This window comes from Niallia sp. FSL W8-0635, from assembly GCF_038007965.1.
GTDB lineage: Bacteria > Bacillota > Bacilli > Bacillales > Cytobacillaceae > Niallia.
Genome location: NZ_JBBOYD010000001.1, coordinates 790,773 through 807,107 on the forward strand (window position 1 = coordinate 790,773; position 16,335 = coordinate 807,107).

Below are 16,335 nucleotides of genomic sequence, written 5' to 3' on the forward strand. Positions count from 1 at the left end.
ATGGACTCTTCCCTTGAATTACAAATGCTCATTCAATTATTTGAGCGAGCTGCACTTTTACTTTTAACTTTATTTTTTATGACTAGAGTTCCGAAATTCAAAGAAACTTTGCAAAAGGATCATCACTCTCCAACAGAGCTTACGTTAATCACACTGATATTCTGCGCATTCGCTCTATTTGGTACCTATTCAGGGATTCAAGTAGAAGGTTCGATTGTGAATATCCGAACAATTGCAATTATGTCAGGTGGTATCCTATTTGGTCCGTGGGTTGGGATAGTAACAGGAATTGTATCCGGCGTACACCGTTACTTAATTGATATTGGTGGCGTAACCTCTGTCCCTTGTTTGATTACCAGTATTTTAGCAGGTGTAGTATCAGGCTATATTCATCATCGTGTAAAAAAGAATAGCCGTTGGATATATGGGATTGTAGCGGGGATGCTATGTGAAATACTAACAATGATTCTGATCTTATTCCTGGCAGACCCCTTTGATTTAGGAGTAGAGATTGTATCCAAAATTGCCTTGCCGATGATTTTAGGACAAGTTAGTATTGGGTTAATTGTCTTAATGATTGCTAGTGTGGAAGGGGAAAAAGAAAGAATTGCTGCACAGCAGGCACAGCTAGCCCTTAATATTGCCAATAAAACATTGCCGTATTTCCGTTCCATCAATGGGAATTCCTTGCGTACAATTTGTACGATTATAAAAGAGGATATTCGGGCAGATGCAGTGGCAATAACGGACACAAAGGATGTTCTTGCATACGTTGGTTTTGGTGAAGAAAAGTACAAAATTGGCCAGGAAATTATTAGTGATTTAACGAAAGATACCATTCGAAGTGGAAAGATTACCATTCGCAATAATATCGCTGATCATCACACTCCACAGATTCATTGTTTATTGGTTATTCCTTTAGAAGAAAGAGGAGTAGTAACCGGTACGTTAAAAATCTATTATCGAAAAGCATATACGATTACAAATACGCTCCAAACAATGGCGATTGGATTAGCACAAATTATCTCAACCCTTATGGAGGTTTCACGAGTAGAGCAGATGAAGGAAGAGGCAAATAAGGCAGAACTTAAAGCCTTGCAGACAAAAATCAATCCACATTTCTTATTCAATGCCCTTAACGCGATTGCATCAACGACACGTCGGGATCCAGAAAAAGCACGAGAATTAATTATTAATTTATCCGGTTATATGCGTTACAACCTAGAGGTAGGAGAAGAGCTTATTGATATTCAGCTTGCCCTTCAGCAAGTAAGAGACTATATCCAAATTGAAAAAGCCCGCTTTGGCAATCGACTACAAGTGAACTATGAAATAGATGATACACATATTAAGCTTCCTAGTCTGCTAATCCAGCCATTAGTGGAAAATGCTGTTATTCATGGAATTTTAAAACGAAAAGGACCTGGAATTGTCACAATAGCAGTCAAAGATTTAGGGGGAAAGGTCCGCGTCAGTGTACGAGATACAGGAGAAGGGATAGACCAGGCAGTGATTGATCGCCTCGCAAAAGAAGAGGTATCATCCAAACAAATCGGTTTAACGAATGTCCATCAACGAGTAAAATTAATGTATGGAACAGGCTTGATTATTCGAAGATTAGAGCCAGGTACGGAAGTTTATTTTGATATAACGAAGGAGATAGCATGAAAGCAATCATTGTTGAGGATGAAATTCCAGCAAAAGAGGAACTAGAATATTTAATTCAAACACATAGCAGTATTGAAATTGTTGCCTCATTTGAGGATGGTCTAGATGTCCTTAAATTTTTACAAGCAGAAGAAGTCGATGCCATCTTCTTGGATATTAATATCCCTTCCTTAGATGGAATGTTTTTAGCAAGCAATATTAGTAAATTTGCAAAAAAGCCTTATATTATTTTTACAACAGCCTATAAGGAGCATGCGGCACAGGCTTTTGAATTAGAAGCATTTGATTATATTTTGAAGCCTTACGAAGAAAAGCGAATAGCGGCGATGCTTGCAAAATTAGAATCAGCTTATCAAAGAGAAAGTAAAGGACCAGAAGAGGTGACAACAGAGGTAAATCGCCGTATCAACCTGCGTAAAAATGAAAATATTATTGTGACAGATGTAAATGATATCTACTATGCAGAGGCGAGTGAAAAAGTAACAGTCGTTTATACAAAATCAGAGGAATATATGATGCCGATGAGTATTTCTGATTTTCACGATAAATTGCCACAGGATACTTTTTTTCGCTGTCATCGTTCCTACACAGTAAATCTTTCGAAAATCCATGAAATTGTGCCATGGTTTAATCATACGTATTTAGTTCGATTAAAGGATATGAAGGCAGAGATACCAGTTAGCAGAAGCAAAGCAAAAGTATTTCGACAACTTATGCATCTGTAATTACCATTCATTCCGAATATAGGGCATTTCATTCTGATACCGGTTTCAAAATACTTTCAGGCGGTATAATTTAACTATAAATAGAAAGAATAAACAACCTTTTATAGTAGAAAATACTGTTTATAAACCGAGTAGAAAGAGGAGATCGGAATGAAAGAACGCAATGGAAATCGCCTTCTTATAGTGATTGGTACAATTATTGTTCAAATGGGGTTAGGTACCATTTATACATGGAGCTTATTTAATCAACCACTTGTTGATAAATATGGATGGGATTTAAGTGCAACCGCAATAACGTTTTCGATTACAAGCTTTGCGCTAGCATTTTCTACCCTATTTGCAGGGAAGATTCAAGATAAATGGGGATTGCGTCGATTAATTGCTGTCGCTGGAATCCTGCTTGGTGGAGGATTAATGTTAAGCTCTCAAGTATCGTCCCTATGGATGCTATATCTTGTTGCAGGAGTATTAGTTGGTTTCGCAGACGGTACGGCTTATATTACTTCGTTAACGAATTTAATTAAATGGTTCCCTGAGAAAAAAGGACTAATATCTGGAATTTCTGTAGGAGCGTATGGAACCGGTAGCTTAGTTTTTAAATATTTAAATGCAAGCTTTATCGAATCATTTGGTGTTTCAACAGCCTTTTTAATCTGGGGTGTTATCGCATTAGCTATGGTAGTAGGGGGCTCATTCCTCGTAAAAGAAGCGCAAGAGGTAGAAGCAACAACAGCTTTAGCAACTGGTCAAAAGAATTATACAGTGAAGGAAATGCTGAAAACGAAACAAGCATACTTACTATTTGTTATTTTCTTCACCGCATGTATGAGTGGGCTGTATTTAATCGGAATTGTAAAAGATATTGGTGTAAGCCTAGCACATTTAGATGTTGCGACAGCAGCCAATGCGGTTGCGTTAGTAGCGATATTCAATACAATTGGGCGTATTATTCTTGGTGCATTATCTGATAAAGTAGGGCGAATCAAAGTAGTTTCTGGAACATTAGTAGTTACTGCAGTAGCAGTTACTGTTTTAAATGTAGTTCCATTAAACTTCCCATTATTCTTTGCCTGTGTAGCAGCAATTGCTTTCTGTTTCGGAGGAGTTATTACCGTTTATCCTGCTATTGTCTCTGATTTCTTTGGTCTGAAAAATCAAAGCAAAAACTATGGAATCATCTATCAAGGTTTTGGATTTGGCGCACTGGCTGGATCTATGATTGCAGCAGTACTAGGAGGATTTCACGCAACCTTTACAGTTATTACAGTATTATGTGTGGTTTCATTTGTTATTACATTGATTATCGAGCCACCATTTATGAAGCAAGAACCAAAAGAGAAAAAGCAACGTCAGCCTGAATTGGCAAATCGCCTTGGATAAAAAAGAAAAAGGAATAAAGAAACGAAAAGGAGCCAGCTACGATGATTGTAACTGGCTTCTTCCTATTTAACTTACTTATGCAATTGCTGTTTCTTTTTTATGTTTATTGTTTCTTCTATTATTAATTTGATTTTTGATATATGGCATTGCATATCGGTCAAGACCGAATTTACCTGCATTTGCACCTGCTACGATAACGAAGATTGCTAATAGAATCATTTGTCCATTTGTACTTACTGTTCCACTGAATAAGAAGGCGAAGTTCATTACCATACCCATTAATGTTGCAAAGCTTGTAAATAAACCTAAGATTAACGCAATCCCTACAAGTACTTCTCCCCATTGAACCATGAAACTGAATAAATCTGCATTAGGAAGTGCTACATGCTCTAGAAATGTTGCCCACCAGCCTTGTACTGCCGGATGATCGCCTGTGCTACTTGCGATGGCCCCTTGTAAAAATCCACTTGCATCAAACCCACCACTTGTTAATTTTTCATACCCTGCATGGATAAATTGATATCCAAGATAAATTCTAATCACCGCTAAAATTCCTGCAACCACTTTATTATTTCTTAATAAGTCTAACATGTTACTCCATCTCCTTAAATTTAGTTATTAGTTTATTTATTTGGTGATATTGTTCACTGTTTCACATTTACTTTTACAAGATCTTGTTTGTTTCTTACTACACTCATATAATAACACTATTTCTAACGTAAGAAAGTTATTTGTGATGCGATTCACAAATTGGACATAAAGTTATGTCTAATTTGTGGCGACCTTAATTAAATAGGGACAACATATTCGAAATGGGTTTAATCACTGAAAAATGGGTAGCTATTGATTATAGATGGTAGCAAAAATTCTAAACTTAGATGTTGAATCTGTTTTTTCGAATTTTCCTTTCGCTTTTCAACTAACATTTTCGGAATTTATTCTATTTCCCACATTTCATATCTATTCGAACCTGAAACATAAGTCTAGATTTGATAGAATAGAAAGGATCAAATCATTTTTTTATGCTTTTCCACATAGATATAATTTAAGGGACAGTATAGCAAAATACGTCTTTAGTCGTAGACAATATTCCATTTAAAGTCTATAGCAAGAAATAGCTTGTTTACGTTAAAATAGAATTAAATAAAAACGTACATTTTTGAAACAAATGATGATTAGAAACGTATAAAAATTAAAGGAATACAAAGGCAGGAGTCGATTATAGTGAACTCATTTTTAATGTTTTTAGTACGAACAGGCATCTCTTTTCCTGTAGGTGCTTTAACATGGTTAATCAGTTATGTGGGATTTGACCAATATTTCTTCCTTTCCGTTGCATATGGGATAGGAGCAACCGCTGTTACTTATTTTATCTCCGATGGTGTAATCAAACATCAGCTAATGGTAAGGCAAGGATTATCAAGAAAAGAATATAAATTTATCCAGACACAATTAAAGGAAGCGAATGAGAAAATTAGTCGTTTAAATCGACATGTATTTGCCATCCGTCATTTTCCTTCCTTTAAACAAAGAATTGATTTAATGCGAGTAACAAAGAAAATTTATCGATTAACAAAAGAAGAGCCACGCCGTTTCTATAAAGCAGATAAATTCTATTATTCTCACTTAGATTCATTAGTGGAGATTGCTGAGAAATATGCCCTGTTATCAGCTCAACCAAAAAAGAACAGAGCTTTACAGGCAACTTTAAATGATACTAGAAAAACTTTAGAACAGCTTTCCAGAACGCTAGAAGACGATCTTCATGAAATCCTGTCAGATGATATTGATGATTTGCATTTTGAATTAGATGTAGTAAAGCATACATCTTATAAGGAGAAAGACACTGATTTGTTAGATGAAAGCAGGCGGCCTAAATGACAGATGAACGAGAAATGAAAAATAGTACAGATGATTATTTCTCTGACCCTTTAGGAGAAAGCAATAATTTGTTGATGAAAAAAGGCGAAACAGCTGAAACTGTTCGCCTTATTGATGTTTTGCCACCAGAAATTCAGAAGCGGGCATATGAATTGGCTGCGAAGCTTGATCCGACTAATCATCGAATGACGATTTCTTACGGAGCAGAAGCTCAGAAGAAATTGCTTTCTTTTTCTCATATGATGATTGAGCATGTACAGCGTAAAGATGTCGGAGAAGTAGGCGATGTAGTTGGCGAGTTAATGGAAAGACTAAATGAAATAAATCCAGATGAATTACGTGTAGAGAAGAAAGGTTTTTTTCGCAGATTATTTAGTCGACCATCTAGAAGTGTGCAGGAAGTCCTTTCTAATTATCAAAAAGCAAGCGCGCAAATAGATCGAATGAGTGTACGTCTCGAGCGGAGCAAAAATGTCCTGACTGCAGACATTCATTTATTAGAGCAATTGTATGAGAACAATAAAACGTATTTCCAAGATTTAAATGTCTATATTGCGGCGGCTGAAATGAAATATGAAGAAATGACGGAAAAGCTTATTCCTAACCAAAAAAAACTGGCGGAGGAATCAGGGGATCGGATGAAGCTACAAGAGGTAAATGATTTAATTCACTTTGCTGAATTACTCGAGAAGCGTATTTTTGATTTAAAGGTCAGCAGGGAAATTACGATCCAAACAGCTCCACAAATCCGCTTGATTCAACATACGAACCGAACTGTTATTGATAAAATTCAGTCATCGATCATGACCGCGATTCCTTTATGGCGAAATCAAGTTTCCATTGCTTTGACTCTTCTAAGACAGCGTAATGCCATAGAAACGCAAACGAGAATGAACACAAATAGGGTAGACTCAAATGTAAGAGAAATGGCAACAATCGCGAATGAAAATCGATCAGCAATGCAGGAAATAGAATCATTAAAAGAAACGCAGCATAAATTGATGAATTCGTTAGAAGAGACACTTCAAATCCAAGAAGAAGGCAAGCAAAAAAGAAATCAAGCAGAGCAAGAGATTGTTCAAAGAGAAGGAAATTTAAAACAAGCATTGAATACTGATAATAATAGGTATTAAAAAAAAGGCTGCAGAAAATGACAGCCTTTTTTAATACCCTTATTTAATCCATTAACTTCCCAAAGGAAATACGTTTATTTAAGAAATGCATAATAGGTATACCGATTGCCATAACAACAAATTCACCAATAGCTGTTGTTCCCCATGTGATTAAGAAAGGGAATCCAAGTGCAAGATGCAATTGATAGGCAATAATAAACATATTAAAAGTAAAGACAAGTGTATTAATGATCATTCGTAAAAGATGATTTTTCACAAACTTGCTTATACCAATTGTGATTAACAAACAAATAATAGAATGAGCAACACCAAAAGTTAAATCGTATAACTTAATAGTTGAAAGGAATAAGTTTGCTAAAAATACGCCAACGACAATCCCATAAATATATTTTTTGTTAAATACAACAAGATGATTAAATAATTCCGAAATACGATATTGAATGCTTCCAAATGCAATTGGCGCAATCGCAATCGTAACAGCCACATATAATGCTGCCACCAAGCCATTAACTGCAAGTGTTTTTGTTTTCATTTTCTCTGCTCTCTCCCTTAGTTTTTTTACGTGGGATGGTCTCGAACCACGTTAAACAATAACTTTCACACAATGAGTAATCATATAATAGATATCGTATGTCCGTCAATGGAATTTTATCCCGCTTTAAGCGGAGGGAGTTCCTTGTATACGTAGAGTGATAATGAAAAAGATTGTAGACGATCCCTTTTCAATAATTATTCATTGAAAGGGGAAGTGTAGTAATGGAGAGCAATAGCGATGAAAGTGATTCTTCCATGAAATGGAGTTACACTAAAAATAGGAACAAATAAATAGATAAAGAGGTGATGTAATGAGTATTATATTGGCATTACTAGCAGCCATATTTGCAGCATTAACAGGAATACTAGCAAAGATAGGGATTAAAGATGTCAATTCAAATTTAGCAACGGCAATTAGAACAATTGTTGTAGTAATCATGGCTTTTTTAATGGTTTTAATCACGAAACAATTAGATAGCATATTTCTGGTTAGTAGGAAGTCACTTGTCTTTCTTGTTTTATCAGGAATAACAACAGGGCTATCATGGCTTTGCTATTTTAAAGCAATCCAAATTGGCGATGTTTCAAAAGTAGTTCCAATCGATAAATCGAGTGTTATTTTAACGATTCTTTTTTCTTTTATTTTTTTAGGAGAGCCAGTGACGACTGCGATTGTTATCGGCGGTACACTTATTGCAATAGGTACCTTTGCTTTAATAGGAAAAATTAAAAAGAGCTCTGACACATCGTATTCCAATTCATACATATTTTTAGCGTTGCTATCAGCGGTCTTTGCAGCATTAACAGCGATTCTCGCGAAGATTGGGATAGAAGAGGTAGATTCAAATGTGGCAACCTTTATTCGTACCATCGTTATAATTATCTTTGCTTGGGGAATTGTCTTCTTCCAACGAACACAGAACCAAATGAAAACAATATCTAGGAAAAGCTATCTTTTCTTAATCCTATCTGGAATAGCAACAGGTTTGTCATGGTTATGCTTTTTTGCAGCAATTTCCATTGGGAAAGTATCAATAGTAGCACCAATTGATAAGTTCAGCGTCGTAATTACTGTCATTTTAAGCATAATTATATTAAAAGAAAAGCCAACGAAAAACACATTGGTAGGATGTGCGATTATTACAATAGGAACGATATTTCTTTTATTTTAAAGCTGATACTAAGGAAGACCTTTACTATACATAAAGTATAATTAGGTCTTTTTTTTTAGAAATATAGTGCAGATATAGCTAGCTATCATCATTTAAGATTCTTTGAATTTCTCTTTCTGTTTTTCTCTTAAATAACACGAATAGCCAATAGCTAACTTGCATGAAAGATCGTAATCTAGTAAGATAATCATTATTATCAGAAAAATAAGACTTTTCGAATAACGTTGTCTGTTTCAAATAAAATTTCCATAAGTTTAAGTATATGCAAACAGCATAACCTTTTACGATGGTCAACGATTTTATAATCCTTTTGAGTAGAAGTTATGGTGTAGAACGAACTAGCATTGAAGCGAACCCCAAATACAAAGAAAGAAGGAATGAGACATGTCGATTATTGGAATGAATAAAATGGAAAGTGTATTTACGAAAATGCTTGATAATCAGCTTGTGAAGGATGGACTCGTATTTTTGCAAGAGGATGATGAAAACACACTGAATGAACAAATAGAGCTTACTTTAGTTCCAGCGCCTTCCTTTCTAGAAGGAGAGAAAGGGAAACTCTTTCAATCGAAATTAGCATCATTCGGTTTAGATGATATTCAGCAAGATCGGCATGGAAATGTATTTGGGATAAGATATGGAACAGGAAAGGGACCGAGAATCTTTGTTTGTGCCCATTTAGATACAGTTTTTCCAGAAGGAACTGCCATTACAGCAGAGTGGAAGGACGGAAAAGTGTATGCACCAGGGATATCGGATGATGGAAGAGGACTGGCTGCCGTGCTGACGGTTTTACGAGCTTTTCATAAAACGAATATTGAAACAGAAGGAGATATTATCTTTGGAGCAACGGTTGGAGAAGAAGGATTAGGAGACCTGCGCGGCGTGAAGGGTCTGTTTAAGGATAGGGAAGACATTGATGCATTCATTTCATTAGAGCCTGGCACCCCAGAAGAGATTACGTATTTAGGAACCGGCAGCCATCGCTATCATGTAACGTATAAAGGATCTGGTGGTCATAGCTTTGGAGATTTTGGGATACCAAGTGCCATTCATGCTTTAGGAAGAGCTGTAAGTAAAATTGCAGATATAGAAACACCCTTTGATCCGAAAACGACATTTACAGTTGGCACCATAGCTGGTGGTACTTCTGTCAATACGATTGCACAAGAGGCAAGCATGATGGTTGATTTACGCTCCAATTCACAAGAGGAACTCCTTAAGTTAGAAGAGAAAGTATTGTCTATTTTGGAAAAAGCGGCAGAAGAGGAAAATATTCGTTGGAACAGTGAAAAAACAGCGATCGAGGTTGTGATAAAGCAAGTCGGAGATCGACCTGCAGGAACACAGGATTCAGAAGCATCGATTATCCAAACGGTTATCGCAGCAGGGAAAAGTATCGGATTAAATCCCGTTCGTTCATCCGCTAGTAGCACAGATTCGAATGTGCCAATTAGTTTAGGAATTCCTGCCGTGACATTAGGTGCTGGAGGAGCATGTGGTGGCATCCACACTTTAGAAGAATACTTTGACCCAAAAGATGCTTTTTTAGGTCCACAAAATCTATTTTTAACGATTTTGGGATTGGTAGGCATAAAGGATAGTACCGAGCCTTTATTGTAAAGGTTTGTTGGAGTATGGTGGAAAGAGTTTTATTTAGTAAAGCTGTCGGCAACTTAGAAGTTGTGGATGGCTTTTTTTGTGGGCAAAGTAGTTGGGGTTATTGTCTGTGACATCTCTAAGCCCGAAACAAAGCTGTGTAGAAGAAAAAGGTAACAGAGAGCGGTTCTCTAAGCCCGAAGCAAAGCCAAAAAGAAGAAAAAGGTAACAGAGAGCATTCTTCTAAGCCCTAAAACAAAGCCGAAAAGAAACAAATGCTAACAGAACCACTACTTATCCCCCTAGTCCTCCCGAAAAAACGCAAACTAATTTCCCCATCAAAAAAAAGTTTTTCAAATGAATTTTCCCCCTGACTTATTCCTGACACATTTCTTTTTTATTCTATTACTTGTAAGCAGCAGGACAAGACATTCATACAAACAAGTTTAAATAGAATAGAAAGAGGTTGAAGCAAAAGATGAAAAAAAGTATAAAGAAGTGGATTATTAGTGGAGTAACGGTAGTAGTAATAGGTACAGGAATTGGGTCTTATTATTATTTTACAAATGAGAACCAAACAGAAGTAAGAGCGCAGGTTAGAACGCAAACGGCGACTGCTGAAACGGGAGATGTTGAAATAGAAATAAGTGGGACAGGAAGCATCGCAACCATTAATAAAGAAACCTTTGCTTCGACAGGCAATGCGACTGTTGATGAAGTGTTAGTCGCAGTTGGGGATGAGGTAGAGGAAGGTGATGAGCTAGTAACATTTGAGGACGATACAATTGACCCAATCGAAGCAACTTTTTCAGGTGAAATTACTGCCTTGAATGTAGAAGAAGAAGGAAATGTATCGATGGGAACAGAAGTCGTTACTGTTACGGATTATGATCATCTTGAAATGGTCGTGAATGTAGATGAATTAGATATCTCTAAAGTGAAGGTTGGACAAGAAGCAAGTATAAAAGTCAGTGCACTTGATGATAAAGAATTTACTGGGAAAGTAACAAGCGTTGCGAAAGAAGCAAACAGTGATAGTACAAGTGTTGCTAAGTATGCTGTAACGGTCAAAATAAGTAAGCCGAGTGGGTTATTAGTTGGTATGACAGCAGAAGCAACTATTACAACAAACACAGCTAAAGATGTCATTACTGTACCGGTTGAAGCAGTTCAAAAGGAAGACGATGAGTATTATGTGCTAGTGGCATCTGGAACAACAACGAATGAAGATGGAACTACGGAAACAGCCTCCACAAAACAAACTGTTGAATTAGGGCTGCAAAATACAGTGGTAGCTGAAATCAAGAGCGGTTTAGAGGAAGGAACAACGGTTGTACTTCCGACATTTGAATCATCAAGTGATAGTGAGACACAAGGAATGTTCCCTGGTGGCGGCCAAATGCCAAGTGGTGAAAGAGGTCAGATGCCAGGAGGAGGCCAAGGTGGCGGAATGCCTTCCGGTGGATTTGGAGGTAGAAATGAATGATTGAACAGCATGCGCTTGTTGAGATAAAGAATGTAAAGAAGGAGTATACACTTGGTGGAGAAACGGTTACTGCTTTGGATAATGTAAGCTTCACAGTCAATAAAGGTGATTTTATTGCCATTATTGGTCCATCAGGCTCGGGTAAATCAACGTTAATGAATATGATTGGGTGCTTAGATACACCAGATTCTGGAGAATATTATTTGGATGGACAAAATGTTTTCTCCTTAAAAAGCAAACAGCTAGCAGAGGTAAGAAATCATAAGATAGGCTTTATTTTTCAATCCTTTAATTTACTAACCAAACAATCTGCATTTGAAAATGTAGAATTGCCATTGGTGTATAGAGGAATTGGAAGTAAGGAAAGAAAAGAGATTGCCTTACAAGCTTTGAAAAAAGTAGGGATATTAGAAAGAGCAGAACATAAACCAACGGAATTATCTGGCGGACAGCAACAGCGCGTGGCAATTGCCCGTGCTCTTGCTGGAAATCCTCCAATTTTGCTTGCCGATGAGCCCACTGGAGCCCTTGATAGTAAAACAGGGGTAGAAGTTATGAATTTAATGAAAGACCTAAATAAACAAGGTCATACCATTATATTAATAACCCATGATTTAGAAATTGCGAAACAGGCGAAGCGAGTTATTCGCATTCAGGATGGCCGGTTAGCAGAGACAAAGGAGGTAGTTGTCTCTTGAAATTAGGACAAGCAATCAAGATAGCTTTTAAAAATATTACGATGAATAAATTAAGAGCCATGCTTACCATGCTTGGTATCATTATTGGTGTAGCAGCGGTAATCGCATTAACCTCATTAGGAATGGGAGCATCTACTTCTGTTTCCGACGAGATTTCGGGATTAGGAACAACAACGGTATCTGTTAACCTTTCGGGAAATTCGAGTGATGAAGAGGTTGTCGATTACGATGAACTGATGTCATTTGAGGAATATGAGGAAGTAAAAGCAGTTTCTCCTACAGTGACAACCTCTAGTACTTTGAAAAATGGCACAACATCAAGCTCTGGAGTTACCGTTACGGGTGTTACTACTTCATATGAAACGGTACAGGATATTACATTACAGTCAGGAAGAAATGTGATGGATATCGATTTAGATAACCGCAATAAAGTAGTAGTGTTAGGGTATAATGTAGCAACAGAATTATTCGGATTTACAAATCCAATCGATCAAACGGTTCAAATTGATGGAACGACATATAAAGTAATTGGCGTGCTTGCGGAAAAAGGAGAAGAGTTAACTGGATCGGTAGATGATTCTGTTCTTATCCCATTTACAACGGCACAGCGTGTTATCGGACAAACATATGTTACCTCCGCAACAGTGCTTATGACAGATGAGGATTCAGTAGAAATGGGCATGGCGAAAATGAAGCAGAAATTATACAATCAGTTTGATGGAGACGAAACTTTGTATTCTGTTCGAAATCAATCTTCTGTGTCAGAGGCTTTAGATTCTGTTTCCAACACAATGACTTTATTATTAGCCGGTATTGCGAGTATTTCCTTAATTGTTGGTGGAATCGGAATCATGAATATCATGCTTGTTTCGGTTACAGAAAGAACAAGGGAAATTGGAATAAGAAAGGCTATTGGCGCTAGAAAAAAAGATATTATGCTCCAATTTTTAATTGAAGCAATCGTACTTAGTGCATTAGGTGGAATTCTCGGTGCAGCTATTGGAATAGGAAGTGCAGAAATTTTATCCAGCACATTAGATATGACATCCCAGATTACTTGGTGGGTAGTCGGAGGATCTGTTAGTTTCTCTGTCTTAATTGGCATTATCTTTGGAATTTTCCCAGCTAATAAGGCATCTAATTTAAGTCCCCTAGAGGCATTAAGATACTAATAAGATAAAAATAGATCAGCCATCTGTTAACAGATAAGGTCTGATCTATTTTTTATCATGTGAATTATCGGTATAATTGATTTTATTAGGAAAAAATAAAGCATGAGGAAACGAAGATGAAAAAAATTCTAATTGTAGAAGATGAACTGGCAATTTCCATGGTTTTAGGAGCATACTTAGAAAATGCAGGATACGATGTGGATTATGCTTATAATGGAGATGAGGCTTTACAAAAGCTGAAGGACGAAACGCCCGCTTTAATCCTGTTAGATATTATGATGCCTTATTTAGATGGATGGGGTGTCCTTTCCTATATTCGGGAGAAATCTGCCTGTCCAGTTATTATGCTTACTGCCTTATCGGACACAGAGCAGAAGCTAAAAGGGTTTGAAAATGGAGCCGATGACTATATTACAAAGCCTTTTGTAGGAGAGGAAGTCATCGCACGTGTACAAGCAGTGTTAAGAAGATCTTCTCATTATCAAGTCAACGATGAGCGGATAAAATACTATGGAGATTTAAAAATAAATTATGTGTCCCATCAAGTTTTCCTTAATGGGATTGAGGTTCCCTTTACTCCTCGAGATCTTTCTGTCTTTCTCTTTCTAGCAAGCAATCCTAATCAAACCTTTACAAGGGATCAGCTTCTAGATCATGTGTGGGGAAGTGACTATGATGGGAGTGATCGGGCGGTTGACCTAGCAATTAAAAGAATAAGGAAATTACTAAATGGGTGGGATCCAAAAGATGGCGAAATTAAAACATTACGGGGACTTGGCTATCAATTTTATATTCAGGAAAAATAATAAGGAAAAAACGCCTTTACTTTATTATTGGACGAAAAGATATTTACTAACATTATGTGGTGGTCTTTTGATTATTGGCATTGTCTCTATTTTATGGATTCGCCATAATGCATTGGAAAGCCGTCTAGAACTAACGAAATTAGTTGCCCAGGAAATAGCAGAGCATGGCAATGAGATGGAAGAAGGAAGACTCAAGGATATTCGCGTACCGTTTTTGCAGGATAGACAGAAATTTATAAATGAGGGACAACCTCTAGATGCTTTTCTTAAAGATTCAACAGGAAATGTCCGTTCATTGAATCAAAATTTCCCTCCAGATGATCTAGAAAAACAGCAGTTGATTGAGTCTTTGCCTTTAGTAAATGAATTAACCATAAAAAAGGTAACGCTATGGAATAATCAAAAAGCATCTGTTGTTATGGCTCCCATTATAAATGGAGGGGCGCAAACAGGGACTGTCTATATTATTCAGCCTCATAACCAGCTACAGCATTTAAATAAAGAGGAATATCAATTACTAGGATTATTGCTGCTTAGTTTAGCGCTTCTTGGATGGTTTGTCATTTATTCTTTGTCCAAAAAGATGGCAAAGCCAGTGGAGGAGGTTGCGAATGCAGCCCAGCATCTAATGAATGGAAATTATCATATTACATTAAATGAAGATGTGCAGGAAAAAGAACTCTACCAATTAGTTCTATCATTTAATGAAATGACAAAAAGGCTCTATGCATTAGAAAGTTTGCGAACGCAATTACTTGCAGGAGTCACACATGAATTAAAAACGCCGATCACCTCCATTAGTGCACTCATTCAAGCTGTTAATGATAATGTCATTCCTGATAATAAGAAGAAACAATTTTTAACGATGAGTTTAAAGGAAGCGGGAAGACTGCAGAGCATGGTAGAGGATTTACTAGATTTTAATAGCTTCAGTGCTGGTTCGATTAAGGTAAATATGGAAAAGCTAAATGTTCAGGCTACATTAAAGGAAATTATTTATCAGTGGGAAATTGTGCATGGGGATGCTTTAGCTGCTACGGAGATAACCTTTGTAAATCCAGAGAAACCGATTTATGCCATGCTGGATAGTGTTCGTTTTCAGCAAATTATTGTCAATTTATTAAATAATAGTTTACATGCAATCAAGGGGAAGCAAAATGGGAAAATAACCATTCAATTAACCTATGACCAACATAATGTAAGCATTTTGGTAGAGGATAATGGCTATGGTATTCCAATAGAAGAGCAAGACTATATCTTTGAAAGATTCTATAGAGGGAAAAATAAGAAAGATATCGAGCGCGGTCTCGGTTTAGGCTTACCCTATAGTCTTCTTTTAGCAAAAGCACAAAAAGGGCATTTATCTTTACAAAATTCGAAAGATTCCTCTACAATATTTCTATTGCAATTTCCATTACTTGTCTGAAAACGGAAGGGGCGTTCGGAAATGACGGTTGAAGAAGAAAAATATTGCAGGGAATCCTTGGTAGTAAAAACAAGCCGAATTTTTCCTATTGATACAAATAATCATAATTCATTATTTGGTGGGAAGCTAATGAGCTATATAGATGATGTAGCTTCCATATCAGCATCTAGACATTCAAGAAGTGATGTAGTTACCGCTTCAACAGACTCTGTTGATTTTCTATTTCCCATTCGTCCAACGGATTCTGTATGTCTAGAATCATATGTAACACATACAGGTAAATCCTCGATGGAAGTATTCGTGAAGGTAATAGCAGAGAATTTGAAAACAGGAGAAAGAAAACTCGCTGCTACGTCCTTTTTAACATTTGTTGCCTTAGATGAAAATGGCAAGCCGAAGCGGGTTGCAAAGGTTATTCCGCAATCGGAGGAAGAAACAATGCTCTACAATACCGCGGAACAACGGGTGAAAATCCGCAAAGATAGAAGAGAGCATAGTAAGGCATTTGCAAATGTTATTAGTACCGATATGCCTTGGGGATGATAGTTGGTAAATAAGTTGGAGGGAGTTTGGCTGAAAAGCGGTTGGGTTTGGCTGAAAAGCAGCTGGGTTTGGCTGAAAAGCGGTTGGGTTTGGCTGAAAAGTAGTTAGGTTT

Annotated in this window: 15 protein-coding genes and 1 riboswitch; of the genes, 13 read left to right on the forward strand and 2 right to left on the reverse strand. The window is 36.9% G+C overall.

The window, feature by feature from the left end; genetic code table 11:
- The 3 genes from NYE52_RS03875 to NYE52_RS03885 all read left to right on the forward strand — a co-directional run bounded on the left by NYE52_RS03875 (nt 1) and on the right by NYE52_RS03885 (nt 3,773).
- Nucleotides 1–1,668 carry a sensor histidine kinase gene (locus tag NYE52_RS03875; protein WP_341191862.1) on the forward strand — a complete coding sequence of 556 codons (1,668 nt, stop codon included), beginning with the start codon at nt 1–3 and terminating at the stop codon, nt 1,666–1,668.
- The gene (locus NYE52_RS03880) at nt 1,665–2,393 is read left to right on the forward strand and encodes a LytR/AlgR family response regulator transcription factor (protein WP_341191863.1); all 729 of its coding nucleotides are present in this window, start codon (nt 1,665–1,667) and stop codon (nt 2,391–2,393) included. Before NYE52_RS03875 ends, NYE52_RS03880 begins: the two co-directional genes overlap by 4 nt.
- Nucleotides 2,394–2,543: 150 nt before the next feature.
- Complete coding sequence (locus tag NYE52_RS03885; protein WP_341191864.1) at nt 2,544–3,773, forward strand: L-lactate MFS transporter; 1,230 nt, start codon at nt 2,544–2,546, stop codon at nt 3,771–3,773.
- 75 nt (nt 3,774–3,848) lie between these two features.
- Here NYE52_RS03885 and NYE52_RS03890 read toward each other — a convergent pair whose 3' ends face one another.
- Nucleotides 3,849–4,364: a DoxX family protein gene (locus tag NYE52_RS03890; protein WP_341191865.1), complete on the reverse strand. Its 516-nt coding sequence runs from the start codon at nt 4,362–4,364 to the stop codon at nt 3,849–3,851.
- 633 nt (nt 4,365–4,997) lie between these two features.
- Here NYE52_RS03890 and NYE52_RS03895 point away from each other — a divergent pair.
- On the forward strand, nt 4,998–5,654 hold the full coding sequence (locus tag NYE52_RS03895; protein ID WP_341191866.1) for a 5-bromo-4-chloroindolyl phosphate hydrolysis family protein: 657 nt from the start codon (nt 4,998–5,000) through the stop codon (nt 5,652–5,654).
- Nucleotides 5,651–6,787 carry a toxic anion resistance protein gene (locus tag NYE52_RS03900; RefSeq protein WP_341191867.1) on the forward strand — a complete coding sequence of 379 codons (1,137 nt, stop codon included), beginning with the start codon at nt 5,651–5,653 and terminating at the stop codon, nt 6,785–6,787. Before NYE52_RS03895 ends, NYE52_RS03900 begins: the two co-directional genes overlap by 4 nt.
- Before the next feature lie 43 nt (nt 6,788–6,830).
- Here NYE52_RS03900 and NYE52_RS03905 read toward each other — a convergent pair whose 3' ends face one another.
- Complete coding sequence (locus NYE52_RS03905) at nt 6,831–7,319, reverse strand: QueT transporter family protein (RefSeq protein ID WP_341191868.1); 489 nt, start codon at nt 7,317–7,319, stop codon at nt 6,831–6,833.
- A gap of 11 nt (nt 7,320–7,330) precedes the next feature.
- Nucleotides 7,331–7,375, reverse strand: a riboswitch (PreQ1 riboswitch).
- Between the two features lie 257 nt (nt 7,376–7,632).
- Here NYE52_RS03905 and NYE52_RS03910 point away from each other — a divergent pair.
- The 8 genes from NYE52_RS03910 to NYE52_RS03945 all read left to right on the forward strand — a co-directional run bounded on the left by NYE52_RS03910 (nt 7,633) and on the right by NYE52_RS03945 (nt 16,223).
- On the forward strand, nt 7,633–8,493 hold the full coding sequence (locus NYE52_RS03910) for an EamA family transporter (RefSeq protein ID WP_341191869.1): 861 nt from the start codon (nt 7,633–7,635) through the stop codon (nt 8,491–8,493).
- Between the two features lie 384 nt (nt 8,494–8,877).
- Nucleotides 8,878–10,116, forward strand: coding sequence for a M20/M25/M40 family metallo-hydrolase (locus NYE52_RS03915; RefSeq protein ID WP_341191870.1), 1,239 nt, complete (start codon nt 8,878–8,880; stop codon nt 10,114–10,116).
- A 454-nt stretch (nt 10,117–10,570) separates the two neighbouring features.
- Nucleotides 10,571–11,578, forward strand: a complete 1,008-nt coding sequence (locus NYE52_RS03920) for an efflux RND transporter periplasmic adaptor subunit (protein ID WP_341191871.1) — start codon at nt 10,571–10,573, stop codon at nt 11,576–11,578.
- A complete protein-coding gene (locus NYE52_RS03925; RefSeq protein WP_341191872.1) occupies nt 11,575–12,276 on the forward strand; it encodes an ABC transporter ATP-binding protein in 702 nt (233 codons plus the stop codon). The genes NYE52_RS03920 and NYE52_RS03925 overlap by 4 nt, the downstream gene beginning before the upstream one ends.
- Nucleotides 12,273–13,448 (forward strand): ABC transporter permease, encoded by a 1,176-nt coding sequence (locus NYE52_RS03930; protein WP_341191873.1) that lies wholly within the window; start codon nt 12,273–12,275, stop codon nt 13,446–13,448. Before NYE52_RS03925 ends, NYE52_RS03930 begins: the two co-directional genes overlap by 4 nt.
- Nucleotides 13,449–13,564: 116 nt before the next feature.
- Nucleotides 13,565–14,254, forward strand: coding sequence for a response regulator transcription factor (locus NYE52_RS03935; RefSeq protein WP_341191874.1), 690 nt, complete (start codon nt 13,565–13,567; stop codon nt 14,252–14,254).
- Nucleotides 14,196–15,680, forward strand: a complete 1,485-nt coding sequence (locus NYE52_RS03940; protein WP_341191875.1) for a sensor histidine kinase — start codon at nt 14,196–14,198, stop codon at nt 15,678–15,680. Before NYE52_RS03935 ends, NYE52_RS03940 begins: the two co-directional genes overlap by 59 nt.
- A 21-nt stretch (nt 15,681–15,701) precedes the next feature.
- Nucleotides 15,702–16,223 (forward strand): acyl-CoA thioesterase, encoded by a 522-nt coding sequence (locus NYE52_RS03945; protein WP_341191876.1) that lies wholly within the window; start codon nt 15,702–15,704, stop codon nt 16,221–16,223.
- Nucleotides 16,224–16,335: the final 112 nt, after the last annotated feature.